We start from the raw sequence: 16,766 nt of genomic DNA, 5'->3' as shown, positions 1-16,766 counted from the left end.
GTCGCCCTTCGACTCCGCTGCTGCGCAGCTACGCTCAGGGTGATCGGTGATGGGGTACGACGCCTTTCCAATTTCCCATTCTCAACTCCCCATTTCCCGCCCCATTCCCTACCCATCACGCATGCGCATAACGCGCCGCACCGCCGATCCATCGTTCGATGAGTTGGCTGGCCTGCTGCGGATGATCGGCCAGCATGTTCTGACCCACTTGCTGGACGGCGGGCAACAGGTGGGCATCGCGGGCCAGGTCGGCGATGCGGAAGCTCAGCTGACCGGTCTGGCGGGTGCCCAGCACTTCGCCGGGGCCACGCAGCTCCAGATCCTTCTCGGCGATGCGGAAGCCGTCGTTGCTGTCGCGCATCACCTGCAGGCGCTCGCGCGCCAGCTGCCCCAGCGGCGGTTGGTAAATCAACACGCAGTTGGAGGCGACGGCGCCGCGGCCCACGCGTCCGCGCAACTGGTGCAGCTGCGCCAGGCCCAGGCGCTCGCTGTTTTCGATCACCATGACGCTGGCGTTGGGTACGTCCACGCCCACTTCGATCACGGTGGTGGCGACCAGCACGGCGAGCTGGCCGGCCTTGAACGCATCCATCACCCGCTGTTTTTCCGCCGGCTTCATGCGGCCGTGGATCAGCCCGACGCGGGTTTCACCGATAGCCGCGGAAAGCTCCGCGTGCGCCACTTCCGCCGCCTGCGCGCGCAGTTGTTCGGACTCCTCGATCAGGGTGCACACCCAGTACACCTGCCGACCTTCGGCGCAGGCGGCCTGGACCCGCTCGATCACGTCGAAACGCCGCGCGTTGGAGATCGCGATGGTCTGTACCGGCGTGCGTCCGGGCGGCAGTTCGTCGATCGATGAAACGTCGAGGTCGGCGTAGGCGCTCATCGCCAGCGTGCGCGGTATCGGCGTGGCGGTGAGCACGAGCTGGTGCGGCACCTGCTCGGCGCCGTCGGTCACCGCAGCCTCGGGACGGTTCGTATCGGTCATGCCCTTGTCGCGCAATGCCAGCCGTTGCTGCACGCCGAAGCGGTGCTGCTCATCCACGATGACCAGGCCCAGCCGGGAGAAATTCACGCCCTCCTGCATCAGCGCGTGCGTGCCGACCAGCACCGGGGCGCCCTGCGCCACGCGCTCCAGCACCTGCCGCCGCGTCTTGCCAGTGACCTTGCCGGCCAGCCACTCCACCTCGATGCCCAGTGGCTGCAACCATTGCCGGAAATTGTGCAGATGCTGTTCGGCCAGCAATTCGGTCGGTGCCATCAACGCGACCTGATGACCCGACGCCACCGCAGCCAGCGCCGCCAGCGCGGCCACCACCGTCTTGCCGCTGCCGACGTCACCCTGCACCAGTCGCAGCATGGGCTTGGTCTGCGCCAGGTCCTGCGCCACCTCGGCACTGACACGTTGCTGCGCCGACGTCAGCTTGAACGCCAGCGTGGCCAGAAAACGACGTTGCAACGCGCGGTCCACGACCAGCGCCGGCGCATGGCGCATGCGCACCGCCTCGCGCATGCGGCGCAGGCTCAGGTGCTGGGTCAGCAATTCCTCGAACGCCAGCCGCTGCTGGGCCGGGTGCCGGCCCAGCATGAGTTGCGCCAGCGGCGCATCCGGCGGCGGTCGATGCACGTAGAGCAGCGCTTCGCGCAGCGAAGTGAGGCCATGTTCGGCGCACAACGCGGGCGGGATCAGTTCCAGTTGCGATGCCGGCGGCAGCAGCGCCAGCGCCTTGCCGATCACGCCGGCCAGGCGCTTCTGGCCCAGCCCTTCGGTGGTGGGATAGATCGGGCTGAGCACGTCGTCGACGGCCACCGCGTCGTTGCCGTCCAGCCGGCGATATTGCGGATGCACCATTTCCAGCGCATGGGCGCCGTGGCGTATCTCGCCATAGCAAAGCAGGCGTGTGCCCGGCACCATTTGCTCAGCCTGGGCGCGATTGAAATGGAAAAACCGCAGCAACAGGGTGTGCCCGCTGCCGTCGCCGATCGCCACCTTCAATTGCGGTCGATAGCGGAAGCCGCGCTCGACCGCCTCCACCACTCCTTCGACCTGCGCCCGCTCGCCGGCGCGCAGGTCGGCCATCGCGGTGACGCGGGTCTTGTCTTCATAGCGCAGCGGCAGGTGGAACCAGAGATCCTGCACCCGCTCCAGCCCCAGCCGCGCCAGCACCTTCACCAGCGCGGGGCCGACTCCGGGCACGGTCGACACCGGCGCGAGGCCGGGTTCGGCGGGGGCGGGACGTTGACGGGGAGCCATCTGGCAAGCCTAGCCGAGGCCGCACGCCGCGCGTGGGCGCCCTGCCGGTGCCACGCGTCAGCGCAGGCCCTGGCCGGCGATCAGCCCAGCACCATCACCGCGTCGACTTCCACCTGCGCGGCCTTGGGCAACGCCGAAACCTCGATGGTGGAACGCGCCGGATACGGCTGCTGGAAATACTCGGCCATCACCGCGTTGACGGCAGCGAAATTCGCCAGGTCGGTGACGTAGATGCCCACCCGCACGATCTGCGACAGAGAACCGCCAGCGGCCTTCGCCACCGCAACCAGATTGTCGAACACGCGCCGCGTCTGCACGGTGATGTCACCCTCGACCAGCGCGCCGGTGGCCGGATCAAGCGGAATCTGGCCAGAAAAATACACGGTGTTGCCTGCACGCACGGCCTGCGAATACGGGCCGATCGCGGCGGGCGCCTCGGTAGTGGCGATGACGGAACTGGACATGGGCGGCCTCGGATGGTGAAACGGCCATTGTAGGAGCGCACCCTGTGCGCGAAAAGGCGCGGCTGAGGCTTTTGCGAATCCGCCGTTCCCAATCTCGAGTCCCGGCGCAAAAGCATCGCGACTGAAGTCGCTCCCACACACATCGGCAGCGGGCGGGCAATTGCTTTTGCGAATCCCCAATCCCCAATCCCCAATCCCCAATCCCCAATCCCGGCCCCTACAGCGGGTAGCGGTACGCCCCGCTGACGACGCCGGTGCGACGTACGCGACGGATCACGTCGGCCAGATGCTTGCGGCTCCTCACCTCGATCGCGAACACCAGGGTGGCGGCCGCGGCGTCGCGCTCGACGTATTCCACGTTCTCGATATTGGAATCGGCTGCCGCGATGGCTGCCGCGATGGTGGCCAGCACGCCGGTGCGGTTGATCACCTCGATGCGCAGTTCGGCGCGGTAATCGCCCTGCACGTCGCGGTCCCATTCGATCGCCACGCAACGCTCGGGCGACTTGCGCAACTCGACCACGTTGGGGCATTCCTCGCGATGCACCACGATGCCCTTGCCAGAAGAGAGGTAACCGATGATGTCGTCGCCAGGCAGCGGGTGGCAGCAATTGGCGAAGCTCAGCACGCCACGTTCGGCACCGGTGATGCGGATGTTCTCGTGCGCGTGCAGTACCGTCGGCAGGGCCTCGCCCTTGCGCTTGCCGCGCAACTTCAGCAGCTGGCCGGCCACCACGTCGGGCATGCGGTTGCCCAGTGCGATATCCGACAGCAACTCCTCCAGCCGCTTCAGCTTGGACGTTTCCAGGAAGCGGTCGAGCACGGTGGCGGTGATGTCGTCCAGGCTGCTGCCGCGCGCATCGAGCGCACGGTCGAGCATGCGGTGGCCGAAATCCACCGCGTCCTCGTGCTGCAGGTGTTTCAGGTACTGGCGGATCGCGGTGCGCGCCTTGCCGGTGACCACCGACTCCAGCCAGGCCGGGTTGGGCAAGGCCGATGGCGCGGTGATGATCTCCACCAGCTGGCCGGATTCCAGCCGCGCGCGCAGCGGCAGCAGTTTCTTGTCCACGCGCGCGGCCACGGCGTGGTCGCCCACGTCGGTGTGCACGGCGTAGGCAAAATCCAGCGCGGTGGCGTTGCGCGGCAGCGACAGGATGTCGCCGCGCGGCGTGAACAGGTAGACCTCGTCGGGGAACAGGTCGATCTTGACGTTCTCGATGAACTCCGACGACGAGGTGGTGTTCATCTGGCTGTCGGCCAGCGACGAAAGCCACTCGCGCGCCCGCGCCTGCGCGCTGTTGGCGGGGCTGCTTTCGGTCTTGTAGGCCCAGTGCGCGGCCACGCCGCTTTCAGCGAACGAGTCCATCTCGGCAGTGCGCAACTGCACTTCGATCGGCGCACCGAACGGCCCCAGCAGCACGGTGTGCAGCGACTGGTAGCCGTTGGCCTTGGGGATCGCGATGAAATCCTTGAAGCGCCTGTCGACCGGCTTGTACAGCGCGTGCACCACGCCCAGCGCCATGTAGCAGCTCATCACGCTGTCGGTGATGACGCGGAAGCCGTACACGTCCATCAACTGCGCGAAGCTCTTGTGCTCGTTGCGCATCTTCGAATAGATGCTCCACGGCGACTTGATCCGCCCCACCACGCGCACGGTGAGGTGATCGGAAGCCAGCCGCGCGGCCAGCGCCGACTCGATCTTGCCCATCGCTTCGCGGCGGTTGCCCAGCGCGGCGCGGATGCGCTCGCGGATCACACGGTAGCGGTCAGGATAGAGCGTGCGGAAACCCAGGTCCTGCAGTTCGGCCTTGAACTTGTTCATGCCCAGGCGCTGCGCGATCGGGGCATAGATCTCCAGCGTTTCGCGGGCGATGCGGCGGCGCGACGCGGCATCCTTGGCACCCAGCGTGCGCATGTTGTGCAGGCGGTCGGCCAGCTTGATCAGGATCACGCGCAGGTCGCGCGCCATCGCCAGCAGCATTTTGCGGAAGCTTTCCGCATCGGCTTCCTGGCGGCTGCCAAAACGCATCTTGTCGAGCTTGGTGACGCCGTCGACCAGCTCGGCCACTTCCTCGCCGAATTCGCCGGCCAGCGCCTCGCGGCTTAGCTCGGTGTCTTCCAGCGTGTCGTGCAGGATCGCCGCGATGATGGTTTCGGTGTCCAGCCCCAGCTCGGCCAGGATGCCGGCTACGGCCACTGGATGGGTGATGTAGGGTTCACCGCTCTTGCGCGATTGGCCCTCGTGCGCCTTGGCGCCGATGCGGAACGCCTGCAGCACACGCTCGACCTGCGCCTCGGGCAGATAGGCAATGCGCTCCTTCAGCGCCAGTACGTAAGGCGGCAACGTGGACACATCCACATTGTCGCGATCGCCCAGCGCGGTCATTGCCTGTGGCGCCGGATCAGGCGCCAGCCTCGCACGGGCGCGAGGCCATGTCGGTGGCCATGCGGCGCGCAGCCTTCAACGAACCAGCGATGCTGGTCCGGCAGGTTGCGTTCGCGTGATGGCCACCGAGGATCATCAGTCTTCCCCGCCCTTGGAAAGGTCGTCGTCCACCTCGGCCGCGGCCCACTCCAGCGCTTCGCGCTCGGCGCGCTCGCGCTCGCTCTTGTCGATTTCGTCGATCGTGGCCTGGTCGATGCGGCGGTCGGCGATCTCGCGCAGCGCCAGCACGGTCGGCTTGTCGTGACCGGGGTTGACCGCCGGTTCGGCGCCCTTTTCCAGCTGACGGGCGCGCTTGGTCGCCATCAACACCAGCTCGAATCGGTTGTCGACTACCTCAAGGCAGTCTTCCACGGTAATGCGTGCCATTGCTAAATCCTTAGAGAAAAAAATGACTTATCTGACCGGGCAGTGTAGGGCAGCACGGGCGTGACTGGCAATGCGCGCACCATGTATCCTGTCGGGCGCTGTCGCCGCGCGCGACCCGGCGCACCGCCGTCCGGAAAACCGAGCAAAATACAAGACTCTGCAGTACACTTATGCGCTCTCTTACCCCGTGAGCCCAGGCTCCCTCATGCCTTCCCTGCTTCAATCCCCTCGATTGCGCTGGTTTGCGACGCTGATTGCCATGGCGTTGCTGGCCGGCTGCACGATTGCCAAGCCACGTACCGACGATCCGCTGGAAAAGTACAACCGCAAGGCCTACCAGTTCAACGATGCGGTGGACCAGGCCGTGATCCGTCCGGTCGCCGCGGGCTACCGCAAGATCACCAACCCGCCCGTGCGCCGCTCGGTGAGCGATTTCTTCACCAATATCCGCATGCCGATCACGGTGGCCAACGACTTGTTGCAGGCGCGCCCGAAGCAGGCGCTGCAGAGCACCGGCCGGTTCCTGGTCAACCTGACCCTGGGCATGGGCGGTTTCCTGGACCCGGCCAGCAAGTTCGGCATTCCGCTGGAAGACAACGATTTTGGCGTGACGCTGGCGCGCTGGGGTTTGCCCGATGGCGATTACCTGGTGTTGCCGCTGCTGGGGCCGTCGACGGTGCGTGACATGTGGCGCATGCCGGTGGACAGCTATTTCTTCGATCCGCTGAGCCTGTACGCCGACAACCACCATTACAACGGGCTGCAGTACCTGCCACAGGCGATCTACCTGATCACGTTGCGCTCGCGCGCGATCGACGCGGAAAATTTCCTGAAGTCGGCTTACGACCCCTACGTTTTCATGCGTGACGCCTACCGCCAGCAACGCCTGTACCGGATCTACGACGGCAGCCCGCCAGCTGCGGTCATCCAGCAGATGCAGGGCCTGGACGACGACAATTTCGATCCCGAGGAATTGCTCGACCAGCAGCATCAGTGGGAAAAAGCGAACCCGAAGCAGGCCACGCAGCAGTAGCTGGCGCCACTGCAAAACGACAAAGGGGCCTTGCGGCCCCTTTGTCGTTTCAGTCTCTGCGCATCGCCAATCAGGCGATCAACTGATCCACCTCGCATACCGTCGCCAGCGCCTGCATGCCCGGCGGCATGCGCACGACGCGCAACGTTTTGCCGGGCAAGGCCGCAACCGCCAGCACGCACGCCAGGCCCGCACTGTCACTGCGCTCCACCTCGCCCAGGTCGAGCCGGTCGAAGCTGCCGGCAGCCAAGGCCGCGCTGATGGCCTGCATCGCCGCCGCGGCGGTGTTGAAGCTCAGCACACCGCTCACGCCCAGCGTACCCGGCTCCGTCGTGGCGACTCGAAACGCTGGCGCAGCCGGCTCGGTCACGAGGCGTCCTTGTTGTCCTTGGCCATCGTGTCCAGCGCCTTCTCGCCCTGGCTTTCCAGGTTGCTGATCAACTGGTTGATGCCGACCTTGCGGATTTCCGCATCGACCTGGTTTCGGTAATTGGTGACGTAGGAAATGCCTTCGATGATCACGTCATACGCTTTCCAGTCGCCACTGCGGCCCTTGCGGAAGGCGTAGTCGATCGACACCAGCTTGCCGTCATCCAGCACCACCTGCGTGCGCACCACGGTGCGCTTGTCGTTGAGCGAGCCGTTGAACGGCAGCACCTTGACCCGGCCGCGGGTGTAGTTCAGCAGGCCTTCGGCGTAGCGATGGGTGATCGAGTTGTAGAACGCCTTGGCGAAGCGCTCGCGCTGCTGCGGCGTCGCTTCCCTCGCGTGCCGGCCCAGCACCAGGATCGATGCGTAGTCCAGGTCGAAGTGCGGCAGGAAGACTTCATCGATGACGCTGATGAGTTTTTCCTGGTTCTGCTTCAGCTCGTCGCGGTGGCCTTCGATGGCGCTGGCCAACTGATCGGCGATCGTCTGCACGACCTGCACCGGGGTCTGCTGGGTGGCGGCCGCCGCCGGGGCGTCCTGGGCAAAGGCCGGCGCGGTGACGACGACACCGAAGGTGATGGCAGTGGCTAGAGCCAGTTTGCGCAACATGGGGTTTCCTTGGTGGGGGCCGGCCGGATCGGCAGGCGGGGAGACGGGATCATTTTTCGCTGGCTGGCTTCTTGTCGCTGGAGCCATTCACGAGGAACTTCCCGATCAGGTCCTCCAGTTGCATCGCGGACTGGGTCAGGATCATTTCATCCCCATCCTTGAGCGTGTCGGGCGAGCCGCCGGGCTGGATCGCAACATACTGGGTACCGATCAAACCGCTGGTGAATACCGCGGCGGCCGAATCGTCCGGAATCGCGTCGTAGCGCTTGTCGATCGCCAACACCACGCGGGCGTTCAACTGCACCGGGTCGGCGTTCACCGATTGCACGCTGCCGATCACCACGCCGGCCATCTTCACCGGCGCACCGGCGGACAGCGTGCCGACATTGGTGAAGTTCGCCTTCACCGTATAGCTGCCGCCCACGTTGTCGACGACGCCGCCGGCGCCGAAGAACTTGCCCAGCATCTCTTCCAGCGGCTGGGTGGACTTGGTCCGTGCCAGCGAGCCGCCGTCGGCCACGATCTGCTTGGCGCTGCCGTATTCAATGCCCACGTACTGGTCGCCGAGCAGGCCGCTGGTGAAGATGGTGGCCACCGAATCCTGCGGGATGTGGTCGTAGTGCTTGTCGATCGAAAGCGTCACGTCGGCCACGTCGTGGTCGGGCTTCAGGGTGATCGACTGCACCTGGCCCACCCGCACGCCGGCGATCTTCACCGGGGCGCGCTCTTTCAGCTGGCCGATGTTGGTGAACTGCGTCTGCAGCGTGTAGCTGTCGCCCTGGCGGACGTTGGCCACCGAGCTGGTCTGCGTGGCCAGGTAGGCCAGCGCCGCAAAGCCGAGCACGATGAACAGGCCGGTGCCGACGGCATAGGAACTTCTCGGTTGGCTCACGGCAGAATCCTCGGAAAACGATAAGTCATGGCAGTCACATCAGGAAGGCGGTAAGCACGAAATCCAGCGCCAGGATCGCGATGGACGAAGCGACCACGGTGCGCGTGGTGGCATACGCCACGCCCTCGCTGGTCGGCGGCGTGGTGAAGCCCTGGAACACCGCGATCAACGACACCACCGCGCCGAAAGCCAGGCTTTTCAGCAGCACGCCGTTGACGATGTCGGTGCGCACGTCGACCACCGCGGTCATGTTCGACCAGAACGTGCCGTTGTCGATGCCCAGCCAGGTCACGCCGACCAGGTGGCCGCCGAACACCGCCATCGCGCAGAACACGCAGCACAGCAGCGGCATCGCGATCAGCCCGGCCAGGAAGCGCGGCGTGGCGACGTAGGCGATCGGGTCCACCGCCATCATCTCCATCGCGGAAATCTGGTCGGTGGCGCGCATCAGGCCGATCTCGGCGGTGATCGCGGTACCGGCGCGGCCGGCGAACAGCAGCGCGGTGACCACCGGCCCAAGCTCGCGGTACACCGACAGCGCCACCACCATGCCGCTGGCCGAAGTGCCGCCGAAAATCGACAGCACGTGGTACAGCTGCAGCATCAACACCATGCCCACGAACAGGCCGCAGACCATGATGATGGTCAGGCTCATCGCGCCGACGAACCACAGCTGGCGCGTGGTCTCGCGCAAGTAGCGGAAGCTGCGCGGGATCGCCGCCAGCAGGGTCAGCAGGAACAGGCCGCAAAGGCCGATCTGCGCCAGCGACTGGGTCACCACGTTGTTGCGCACCGGCTCGCGCGCGCTCATTTCGGCGCTCCGGCAAAGCCCAGCTCGGTCGCGTAGTCGCCAGCGGGGTAGCGGAACGGAATCGGCCCGTCCGCCTCGCCGCCGAAGAACTGCCGCGTCCACGGCGAGCCGTCGTCGGCGATCGTCTTCGGGTCACCCTGCGCCACCACCTTGCCGTTGGACAGCAGCATCACGTGATCGGCGATCTGCTGCACCGCGGCCAGTTCGTGTGACACCAGCACGCTGGTGATGCCCAGGGTCTTGTTCAAGGTGCGGATCAATTTCAATACCTGGTTCAGCGCCACCGGATCGAGGCCCACGAACGGCTCGTCGTACAGGATCAGTTGCGGGTCGAACACGATCGCCCGCGCCAGCGCCACCCGTCGCGCCATGCCGCCGGAAAGTTCGTTCGGCATCAGTCGCGCCGCGCCACGCAAGCCCACCGCCTGCAGTTTCATCAACACCAGATTGCGAATCAGCACCTCCGGCAATTTCGTGTGCTGGCGCAGCGGGAACGCCACGTTCTCGAATACGTCGAAGTCGGTCAGCAATGCGGAGTTCTGGAACAGGTAACCCACGCCCTCGCGCAGCTTGTACAGATCTTCGCGCGACAAGCCCGCCACGTTGCGGCCATCGACATGGATGCTGCCGGCGTCGGCGTGCATCTGCCCGGTGATGTGCTTGAGCAAGGTGGTCTTGCCGGTGCCGCTGGGGCCCATGATCGCGGTGACCTTGCCGCGCGGGATATCCATGTCCAGCGCGTCGAAGATGGTCTTGCCGTTGAGTACCGTGGTCAGCCCGCGGATCCTGACCAGGGTGCCGTCGTCAGCTGGCGGGCGAACAGGTTGGGTCATGGATGCATCGGCCGGAAAAGGAAACAAGGTAATGGAAGCACATCCACAACGCCATGCAAGCGGCGCCCGTGGATCCTGCGGCCCCCAGCAGCGAACGGCTACGAAGCAAGCAACTCCGCAATCAGCCTTTCGTGGCGGCGCCACTGCAACGCACTGCGCTGGCGCACCGCACGCACGATGGCCTGCAGGTCGTCCAGGGCGTCATTGAAGACATCGTTGATCAGGATGAAATCGAACTCGTGTGCATGGCCGATTTCCTCGCGCGAATTGCGCAGCCGCCGCTCGATCACCGCAGCACTGTCCGAACCACGACCGCGCAGGCGCCGCTCAAGTTCCGCCCGCGACGGCGGCAGGATGAACACGCTGACGCAATCGGGTTTGCTGCGACGGATCTGCTGTGCGCCCTGCCAGTCGATTTCCAGCAACACATCGCGCCCCTGTGCCAGCAGCGCCTGCACCGTGGTGCCCGACGTGCCGTAGAGGTTGCCGTGCACTTCGGCGTGCTCAAGGAAAATGCCTTCGGCGACCTGCTTCTCGAACGCGTCTCGCTCGACAAAGTAATAGTGCCGACCGTACAACTCGCCGACGCGCGGCGGCCGCGTGGTGTGCGAGATCGACAACGAAATCGTCGGCTCACGCTCCAGCAGCGCATTGACCAGGCTGGACTTGCCCGCACCCGAAGGCGCCGCAACGACGAACAGGGTGCCCGCTTCAATATTCATAACGATGCGCAGCACGTTCGCTCCCTCTCCCGCACGGGGAGAGGGTTGGGGAGAGGGCACGGTGCTCGCGGCGAACCATCAACCGCGCCTGCATGGCAGAAACCGGCATGCCTTGCTCATTCAATGTTCTGCACCTGCTCGCGCATCTGCTCGATCAGCACCTTCAGCTCCACCGCCGCATTGGTGCTGCGCGCATCGACCGACTTCGAACCCAGCGTATTCGCCTCGCGGTTGAACTCCTGCATCAGGAAATCCAGTCGGCGCCCGACCGGCTCTTTCAAGCCCAGCACGCGGCGCGTCTCGCCGATATGCGTGCTGAGCCGGTCCAGTTCCTCGTCCACATCGATGCGGGTGATCTGCAGCACCAGCTCCTGTTCCAGCCGGCCCGGCTCGATCGGTTGCTTCAGGTCGGCCAGCCGCGTTTCCAGACGGGTGCGCAACCCGGCGCGAATCTGCGGCATCCAGCCGCGCACGTCGGCCACCACCCGTTCGATCGCATCGAGCTTTTCGCCGAGGATCTCGCCCAGCTTCGCGCCCTCGCGCTCGCGGGTGGCGGTGAGCGCATCCAGCGCGCGGTCGAGCACGTCGAACAGCGCCGCCTGCTGCGCCTCGGGATCGTTCTCGGCCTGCTGCATCACACCGGGGAAGCGCAGCAGCTCGGTGAACTGCACCTGCAAACCGGGGAACAGCGCGGCCATGTCCAGGTTCAGTTCGGACAGCCGGGTCAGCAGTGCATTGTTGATCTGCAGCGACTCGCTGCGCGCATCGCTGCCGGTGCGGCGCACGGTGAGATCCAGCTTGCCGCGCGACAGCTTCGCCGCCACCCGCTCGCGCAGTTGCGACTCGAAGCTGCGCAAGTCGTCCGGCAGGCGCGGGCTCAATTCCAGGTAACGGTGATTGACCGTGCGCAGCTCACAGCTGAGCGTGCCCGCGGGGCCGGTGGTTTCGGCACTGGCGTAGGCCGTCATGCTGCGGATCATTCGGTGTTTCCGGGCGTGGGTAAAGGACGCAATGGTAAACTCTCCGGTCCCGCCTTGCCCAATCCGGCCAAGCGACGCGAAGGAATCCCCATGAATGCCCCCACCCGCCCCAGCGGCCGCGCCAGCGACCAGCTGCGCACGGTCACCATCGAACGCCACTACACCCGCCACGCCGAAGGCTCGGTGCTGGTGAGCTTCGGCGACACCCGCGTGCTGTGCACCGCCAGCATCGAGGATCGCGCGCCGGCATGGCTGCGCGGCAAGGGCGAGGGCTGGATCACCGCCGAATACGGCATGCTGCCGCGCGCCACCAACACCCGCATGCAGCGCGAAGCCGCGCGCGGCGGCCAGGGCGGCCGCACCATGGAAATCCAGCGTCTGATCGGCCGCAGCCTGCGCGCCTGTGTCAACCGCCAGGCGCTGGGCGAACGCGTGATCACGCTCGATTGCGACGTGCTGCAGGCCGATGGCGGCACCCGCACCGCCGCCATCACCGGCGCCTACGTGGCGCTGTCCGATGCCGTCGCCGTGCTGATGAAGCGCGAAAACCTCAAGCGCAACCCGATCGTGGGCGCGATCGCCGCCGTTTCCGTCGGCATCTACAAAGGCACGCCGGTACTGGATCTGGACTACGCCGAGGATTCCAACTGCGACACCGACATGAACGTGGTGATGAACGACGGCGGCGGTTTCATCGAGATCCAGGGCACCGCCGAAGGCCACGCGTTCCGCCGCGACGAAATGGACGCGATGCTGGCGCTGGCCGAAAAAGGCATCGGTGAACTGGTCGCAGCGCAGCGTGCCGCGCTGCAATCCGATAACGCGGTCGCGCGCTGACGCAATAACCCCCTCTGGGGGAGAGGGCCGTCTGCGGTCACCATAACCCTCAAAACGACTCCATCCCGGCACCCCAGGAACCCACCCATGCACCGCATCGTCCTTGCCAGCAGCAACCCCGGCAAACTACGCGAGTTCAACGCGCTGTTCGCCGACAGCGGTTGCGAGGTGGTCACCCAGGCCAGCCTGGGCATCGACGATGTCGAGGAAACCGGCCTCACCTTCGTGGAAAACGCCTTGCTCAAGGCGCGCCACGCGGCACAGGTCAGCGGCCTGCCCGCGCTGGCCGACGACTCGGGCCTGTGCGTGGAAGCCCTCAAGGGTGCGCCCGGCCTGTACTCGGCCCGCTACGCCGGCGGCCACGGCGACAGCGCCGCCAACAACGCGAAGCTGCTGCGGACGCTGGACAGCATGCCGCCCGATCAACGCCGCGCCTTCTTCATGTGCGCACTGGTGTTGCTGCGCCACGCCGCCGACCCCACGCCGCTGATCGTCGAGGGCCGCTGGCACGGTCGCGTGCTGGATACGCCGCGCGGGCCGGGAGGCTTCGGCTACGACCCGCTGTTCCTGCCCGATGGCCAGACCCAAAGCGCTGCGGAACTCGACCCCGCCCTGAAAAACCGCCTCAGCCACCGCGGCCAGGCCATGGCCAAACTGCAGGCGCGGCTGGCTGAGCTGACATGAGCCTGCTGGCGCCACCGCTGTCGCTGTACATCCACATGCCGTGGTGCGTGAAGAAGTGCCCGTATTGCGACTTCAACTCGCACGGCCTGCGCAACACGCCGCCGCCGTACGCCGAGTACATCGATCACCTGCTGGCCGATCTGGACGCCGACCGCGTGGATTTCGGCGCGGCGCTGGCCGGGCGGCCGGTGGTCAGCATCTTTTTCGGCGGCGGCACGCCCAGCCTGTTTTCGCCCGAACTGATCGAACGCCTGCTCGACGGCGTCCGCGAACGGCTGCCGCTGGCGGCGGATGCCGAGATCACGCTGGAGACCAACCCCGGCACGGTCGAGCACGGCCGTTTCGACGGCTACCTGAAGGCTGGCGTCAACCGCATCTCGTTCGGCGTGCAGAGCTTCGACGACGACAAGCTGCGCCGGCTGGGCCGCATCCATTCGGCCGCGGAAGCCGAGCGTGCGGTGAAATCGGCGCAGGACGCCGGCTACGCCAACATCAATCTCGACCTGATGTATGCCCTGCCCCAGCAGACGCTGGAGGGCGCGCTGGTCGACGTGGATCGCGCCGTGGCGCTGCAGCCCACGCATATCTCGCACTACCAGCTGACGCTGGAGCCGAACACCGTGTTCGCCGCCAACCCGCCGCCGCTGCCCGATGACGACCACGCCTGGGCCATGCAGGAGGCCTGCGAGGCGCGCCTGGCCGCCGCGGGTTACGGCCAATACGAAATCTCCGCCTACGCCCAGCCGGGTCGTCGCTGCGCGCACAACCTCAACTACTGGCGCTTCGGCGACTACCTGGGCATCGGCGCCGGCGCCCACGGCAAGCTCAGCGACGCCGCCAGCGGGCAGGTACGACGGCGTTGGAAATCGCGCAACCCGCGCGCCTACATGGACGCCGCGGGCACGGCCGCGCGGATCGGCGGCGACCAGATCGTCACGGCCGGCGAGCTGCCGTTCGAATACATGTTGAACGCGTTGCGACTGATCGATGGCGTGCCGCTGCAGGATTTCGGCGAGCGCACCGGCTTGTCATTGACCACGATCGCCACCTCGCTGAACGACGCGCAACAGCGCGGCTGGCTGCACCCCGACCCGCAGCAATTGCGCACCACCGCACTGGGCCAGCGCTTTCTCAACGACGTGATCGCCAGCTTCCTGGCTTGAGTGGCAGTGACAAAACGCTCATGGTTACGTCACCGCATCGGGCATAGACTCGGCCTCTCGCGTTGTCCGGGATCACTTTGAAGATCGAGCTCACCGAAGACGCGCCGTCCCCTGAGAAGCCTGGTTGGCCGGCGCGCACACAACGACTGGTGGATGAAGTGCGCGGCCTCTGCGCCACCTGGCTGCACGAGCCGCTGCGCGCGTGCCTGGGCGATTTCGACCGCCGCCTGCACGACAAGTCCGACCGCACGCGCAGCCACGTGGATCAACAGCGCTACCTGGCCACGCGGCAAACCCTGCTGCAGGGACGGCAGGTTTTCGAAGAGCGTTTCGTGGCCAGCATCGACCGTGCGTTTGCGCAGATCGGCACCGCCACGCCACCCACCGCGAAGAAGCCGGGACTCACGCTGAGCCTGCTCGATGCGGTCGAGCACGAACTGACCGCCGCGCTGGATCAGCTGGTGGCGCGCAACGAGGCACGCAACGGCCCGCTGCTGGTGGAGCTGAGCTATCGCCTGGCCGTGCTGGTGGCGGCACCACCGCTGGAAGGCGAACGGCTGCCGCTGGGGCCGCAAGCCATGGCGGCCGCGTTCCGCGACGCCAGCGCCGCGCTCAACCTGCCCAGCGAGCACGACGTGCTGCTGTTGCAAAGCCTGGAAAGCACCCTGGTGCCAGGGCTGGCCGGGCTGTATGAAATCATCAATCGCCACCTGCTCGCCGAAGGCCTCCTGCCGCGCCTGCGCGCGTTTCCCATGGCGCGCACACCGGTGCGCAAGCAACCGCCCTTGTCGCTGGAAGCCGCGATACCGCCAGCACCCGCCACGCCACCGGGCAAAACCACGGCGGCCAGCGCACTGGACCTGCTGCGCGAACCGTTGATCCGTCGCCGGCGCGCCAGCCCGACTCGCAACGATGCCGGCCTGGTAGCCACGGAAGAGGAATTGCGCGCCGCGCTGACCGCGCTGCAACAGCGCCCCAGCCTGATCCCCGGCCATGCCAGCGGCGCGCCCGCCAGCGCGACGCAACTGCGCCGTGCGCTGCTTGGTTGCCTCAACGTGGCCGGTGCCAGCAAGGCGCCATCGTTTGCCGATGCCGCCAACGTGCGCCTTGGCGACGAGCAGGACGACATCCTGGAGCTGGTGGCGCGGCTGTTGCAGTCGCTGGCCGGCGCCATGCGCCCGGCCGGAAAGGCCCGCGCCCTGCTCGGCGATCTGCAACTGCCGCTGCTGCGCCTGGCGCTCGCCGACCCGGGTTTCTTCGAGGCGGGGCATCCGGCGCAGTCGCTAGTGGGCACGTTTGCCGACGCGGCGCGCGACTGGATCGAGGACAGCGACAGCGAGGCCGATCGCGGTGTCATCAGCTCACTGCACCAACTGGTGGATCGCGCCATCTGGGAGCCGCCCACCTCCGCGCTCTACACCGCGTTGCAGGGCCAGCTCGATGCCTACCTGGCGCAACTGCAGCGCAAATCGCAGCTGGCCGAGCGGCGTCATGTGGAGGCGATGCAAGGGCACGACCGGCTGGAGCAGGCGCGCCAGCGCGCGGCGCAGCTGATGGCCGAACGCAAGGACCCCAGCCGCCCGGAAGGCGGTCTGCGCGGGCTGATCGACCGTGCCTGGACCGACGTGCTGGCGCTGACCCTGTTGCGCCACGGCGAACAGAGCGAGGCGTTTTCCAGCCGGCTGCTCATCACCGACCAGCTCTGCGGCAAACGCCCCGTCAGCAACCAGCACGCCCTGTGTCACGGGCTGGAAACCGGCCTGCAGCAGATCGGCATGCCAGTGGAAGAAAGCGCGGAACTGGCCCAGTGGCTGTTCGCCAGCGACGTCGACCCGGCCTCGCGCGGCCCCAGCACCACCAGCCTGGCGATGCGGTTGAAACATCGCCTCGGTGACGCGCCGGCAGCGGACGCGACAGGCAATCGCGGCGACGACGAAACCGATCCGCGCGTGCGCGAGGCGCTGCAGCAGTTGCGGCAGAAACCCGCGGGGGACTGGTTCGAATTCGCCGCCACCCAAAGCGCGCCCATCCGCGCGCGCAAGCTCGCCTGGTACGCCCCGCATGGCGGGCGTTGCCTGCTGCTCAACCGGCGTGGCCAGCCGTGGGAAAACATCACCTTGCCGCAACTGGCGCAAAAACTGGTCACCGGCGAGGCACGGCCCTGCGCCGCCCGGAAACCACCGTCGCTACCACCCGCCTGGCGCGCCATGACCGACGCCCCGCAGCAACCGTGATGGCTGCTG

The 16,766-nt window shown here is 66.6% G+C and carries 16 protein-coding genes; 5 read left to right on the top strand and 11 right to left on the bottom strand.

The window, feature by feature from the left end; genetic code table 11:
* Positions 1 to 115: 115 nt before the first annotated feature.
* The 4 genes from recG to rpoZ all read right to left on the bottom strand — a co-directional run bounded on the left by recG (position 116) and on the right by rpoZ (position 5,530).
* A complete protein-coding gene (gene recG / locus ACFPK0_RS13200) occupies positions 116 to 2,254 on the bottom strand; it encodes an ATP-dependent DNA helicase RecG (RefSeq protein ID WP_377341358.1) in 2,139 nt (712 codons plus the stop codon).
* Positions 2,255 to 2,334: 80 nt separating this feature from the next.
* Complete coding sequence (locus tag ACFPK0_RS13195) at positions 2,335 to 2,718, bottom strand: RidA family protein (protein ID WP_056084945.1); 384 nt, start codon at positions 2,716 to 2,718, stop codon at positions 2,335 to 2,337.
* Positions 2,719 to 2,935: 217 nt separating this feature from the next.
* Positions 2,936 to 5,104 (bottom strand): RelA/SpoT family protein, encoded by a 2,169-nt coding sequence (locus ACFPK0_RS13190; protein ID WP_056084943.1) that lies wholly within the window; start codon positions 5,102 to 5,104, stop codon positions 2,936 to 2,938.
* A 135-nt stretch (positions 5,105 to 5,239) separates the two neighbouring features.
* The gene (rpoZ, locus tag ACFPK0_RS13185) at positions 5,240 to 5,530 is read right to left on the bottom strand and encodes a DNA-directed RNA polymerase subunit omega (protein ID WP_007081172.1); all 291 of its coding nucleotides are present in this window, start codon (positions 5,528 to 5,530) and stop codon (positions 5,240 to 5,242) included.
* Between the two features lie 205 nt (positions 5,531 to 5,735).
* On the opposite strand from rpoZ, the gene ACFPK0_RS13180 reads away from it, so the two are divergent.
* Positions 5,736 to 6,563 (top strand): MlaA family lipoprotein, encoded by an 828-nt coding sequence (locus ACFPK0_RS13180; protein ID WP_056084940.1) that lies wholly within the window; start codon positions 5,736 to 5,738, stop codon positions 6,561 to 6,563.
* 70 nt (positions 6,564 to 6,633) lie between these two features.
* On the opposite strand, the gene ACFPK0_RS13175 is transcribed toward ACFPK0_RS13180, so the two are convergent.
* From ACFPK0_RS13175 to ACFPK0_RS13145, 7 genes are all read right to left on the bottom strand, one after another.
* The gene (locus tag ACFPK0_RS13175) at positions 6,634 to 6,933 is read right to left on the bottom strand and encodes an STAS domain-containing protein (RefSeq protein WP_377341355.1); all 300 of its coding nucleotides are present in this window, start codon (positions 6,931 to 6,933) and stop codon (positions 6,634 to 6,636) included.
* Positions 6,930 to 7,601, bottom strand: coding sequence for an MlaC/ttg2D family ABC transporter substrate-binding protein (locus ACFPK0_RS13170; RefSeq protein ID WP_056607700.1), 672 nt, complete (start codon positions 7,599 to 7,601; stop codon positions 6,930 to 6,932). Before ACFPK0_RS13170 ends, ACFPK0_RS13175 begins: the two co-directional genes overlap by 4 nt.
* Before the next feature lie 49 nt (positions 7,602 to 7,650).
* On the bottom strand, positions 7,651 to 8,493 hold the full coding sequence (mlaD, locus tag ACFPK0_RS13165) for an outer membrane lipid asymmetry maintenance protein MlaD (protein ID WP_377341352.1): 843 nt from the start codon (positions 8,491 to 8,493) through the stop codon (positions 7,651 to 7,653).
* Positions 8,494 to 8,527: 34 nt separating this feature from the next.
* Complete coding sequence (gene mlaE, locus ACFPK0_RS13160; RefSeq protein ID WP_056084929.1) at positions 8,528 to 9,304, bottom strand: lipid asymmetry maintenance ABC transporter permease subunit MlaE; 777 nt, start codon at positions 9,302 to 9,304, stop codon at positions 8,528 to 8,530.
* Positions 9,301 to 10,137 (bottom strand): ABC transporter ATP-binding protein, encoded by an 837-nt coding sequence (locus ACFPK0_RS13155; RefSeq protein ID WP_056084926.1) that lies wholly within the window; start codon positions 10,135 to 10,137, stop codon positions 9,301 to 9,303. Before ACFPK0_RS13155 ends, mlaE begins: the two co-directional genes overlap by 4 nt.
* A gap of 98 nt (positions 10,138 to 10,235) precedes the next feature.
* On the bottom strand, positions 10,236 to 10,859 hold the full coding sequence (gmk, locus tag ACFPK0_RS13150) for a guanylate kinase (protein WP_377341492.1): 624 nt from the start codon (positions 10,857 to 10,859) through the stop codon (positions 10,236 to 10,238).
* Positions 10,860 to 10,975: 116 nt separating this feature from the next.
* Positions 10,976 to 11,839, bottom strand: a complete 864-nt coding sequence (locus tag ACFPK0_RS13145) for a YicC/YloC family endoribonuclease (RefSeq protein ID WP_377341350.1) — start codon at positions 11,837 to 11,839, stop codon at positions 10,976 to 10,978.
* Between the two features lie 90 nt (positions 11,840 to 11,929).
* On the opposite strand from ACFPK0_RS13145, the gene rph reads away from it, so the two are divergent.
* The 4 genes from rph (at position 11,930) to ACFPK0_RS13125 (ending at position 16,757) form a co-directional block, all read left to right on the top strand.
* Positions 11,930 to 12,676: a ribonuclease PH gene (gene rph, locus ACFPK0_RS13140; RefSeq protein WP_056607705.1), complete on the top strand. Its 747-nt coding sequence runs from the start codon at positions 11,930 to 11,932 to the stop codon at positions 12,674 to 12,676.
* 87 nt (positions 12,677 to 12,763) lie between these two features.
* A complete protein-coding gene (gene rdgB, locus ACFPK0_RS13135) occupies positions 12,764 to 13,360 on the top strand; it encodes an RdgB/HAM1 family non-canonical purine NTP pyrophosphatase (RefSeq protein ID WP_377341347.1) in 597 nt (198 codons plus the stop codon).
* Positions 13,357 to 14,523, top strand: coding sequence for a radical SAM family heme chaperone HemW (gene hemW / locus ACFPK0_RS13130; protein ID WP_377341345.1), 1,167 nt, complete (start codon positions 13,357 to 13,359; stop codon positions 14,521 to 14,523). Before rdgB ends, hemW begins: the two co-directional genes overlap by 4 nt.
* A gap of 62 nt (positions 14,524 to 14,585) precedes the next feature.
* Positions 14,586 to 16,757 (top strand): DUF1631 family protein, encoded by a 2,172-nt coding sequence (locus tag ACFPK0_RS13125; RefSeq protein WP_377341343.1) that lies wholly within the window; start codon positions 14,586 to 14,588, stop codon positions 16,755 to 16,757.
* Positions 16,758 to 16,766: the final 9 nt, after the last annotated feature.

It is taken from the genome of Rhodanobacter ginsenosidimutans, from assembly GCF_042655685.1.
Taxonomy (GTDB): Bacteria; Pseudomonadota; Gammaproteobacteria; order Xanthomonadales; family Rhodanobacteraceae; genus Rhodanobacter; species Rhodanobacter ginsenosidimutans.
The sequence above is the reverse complement of the archived record's forward strand: the minus strand, read 5'-3'. Positions and strand labels throughout refer to the sequence as shown.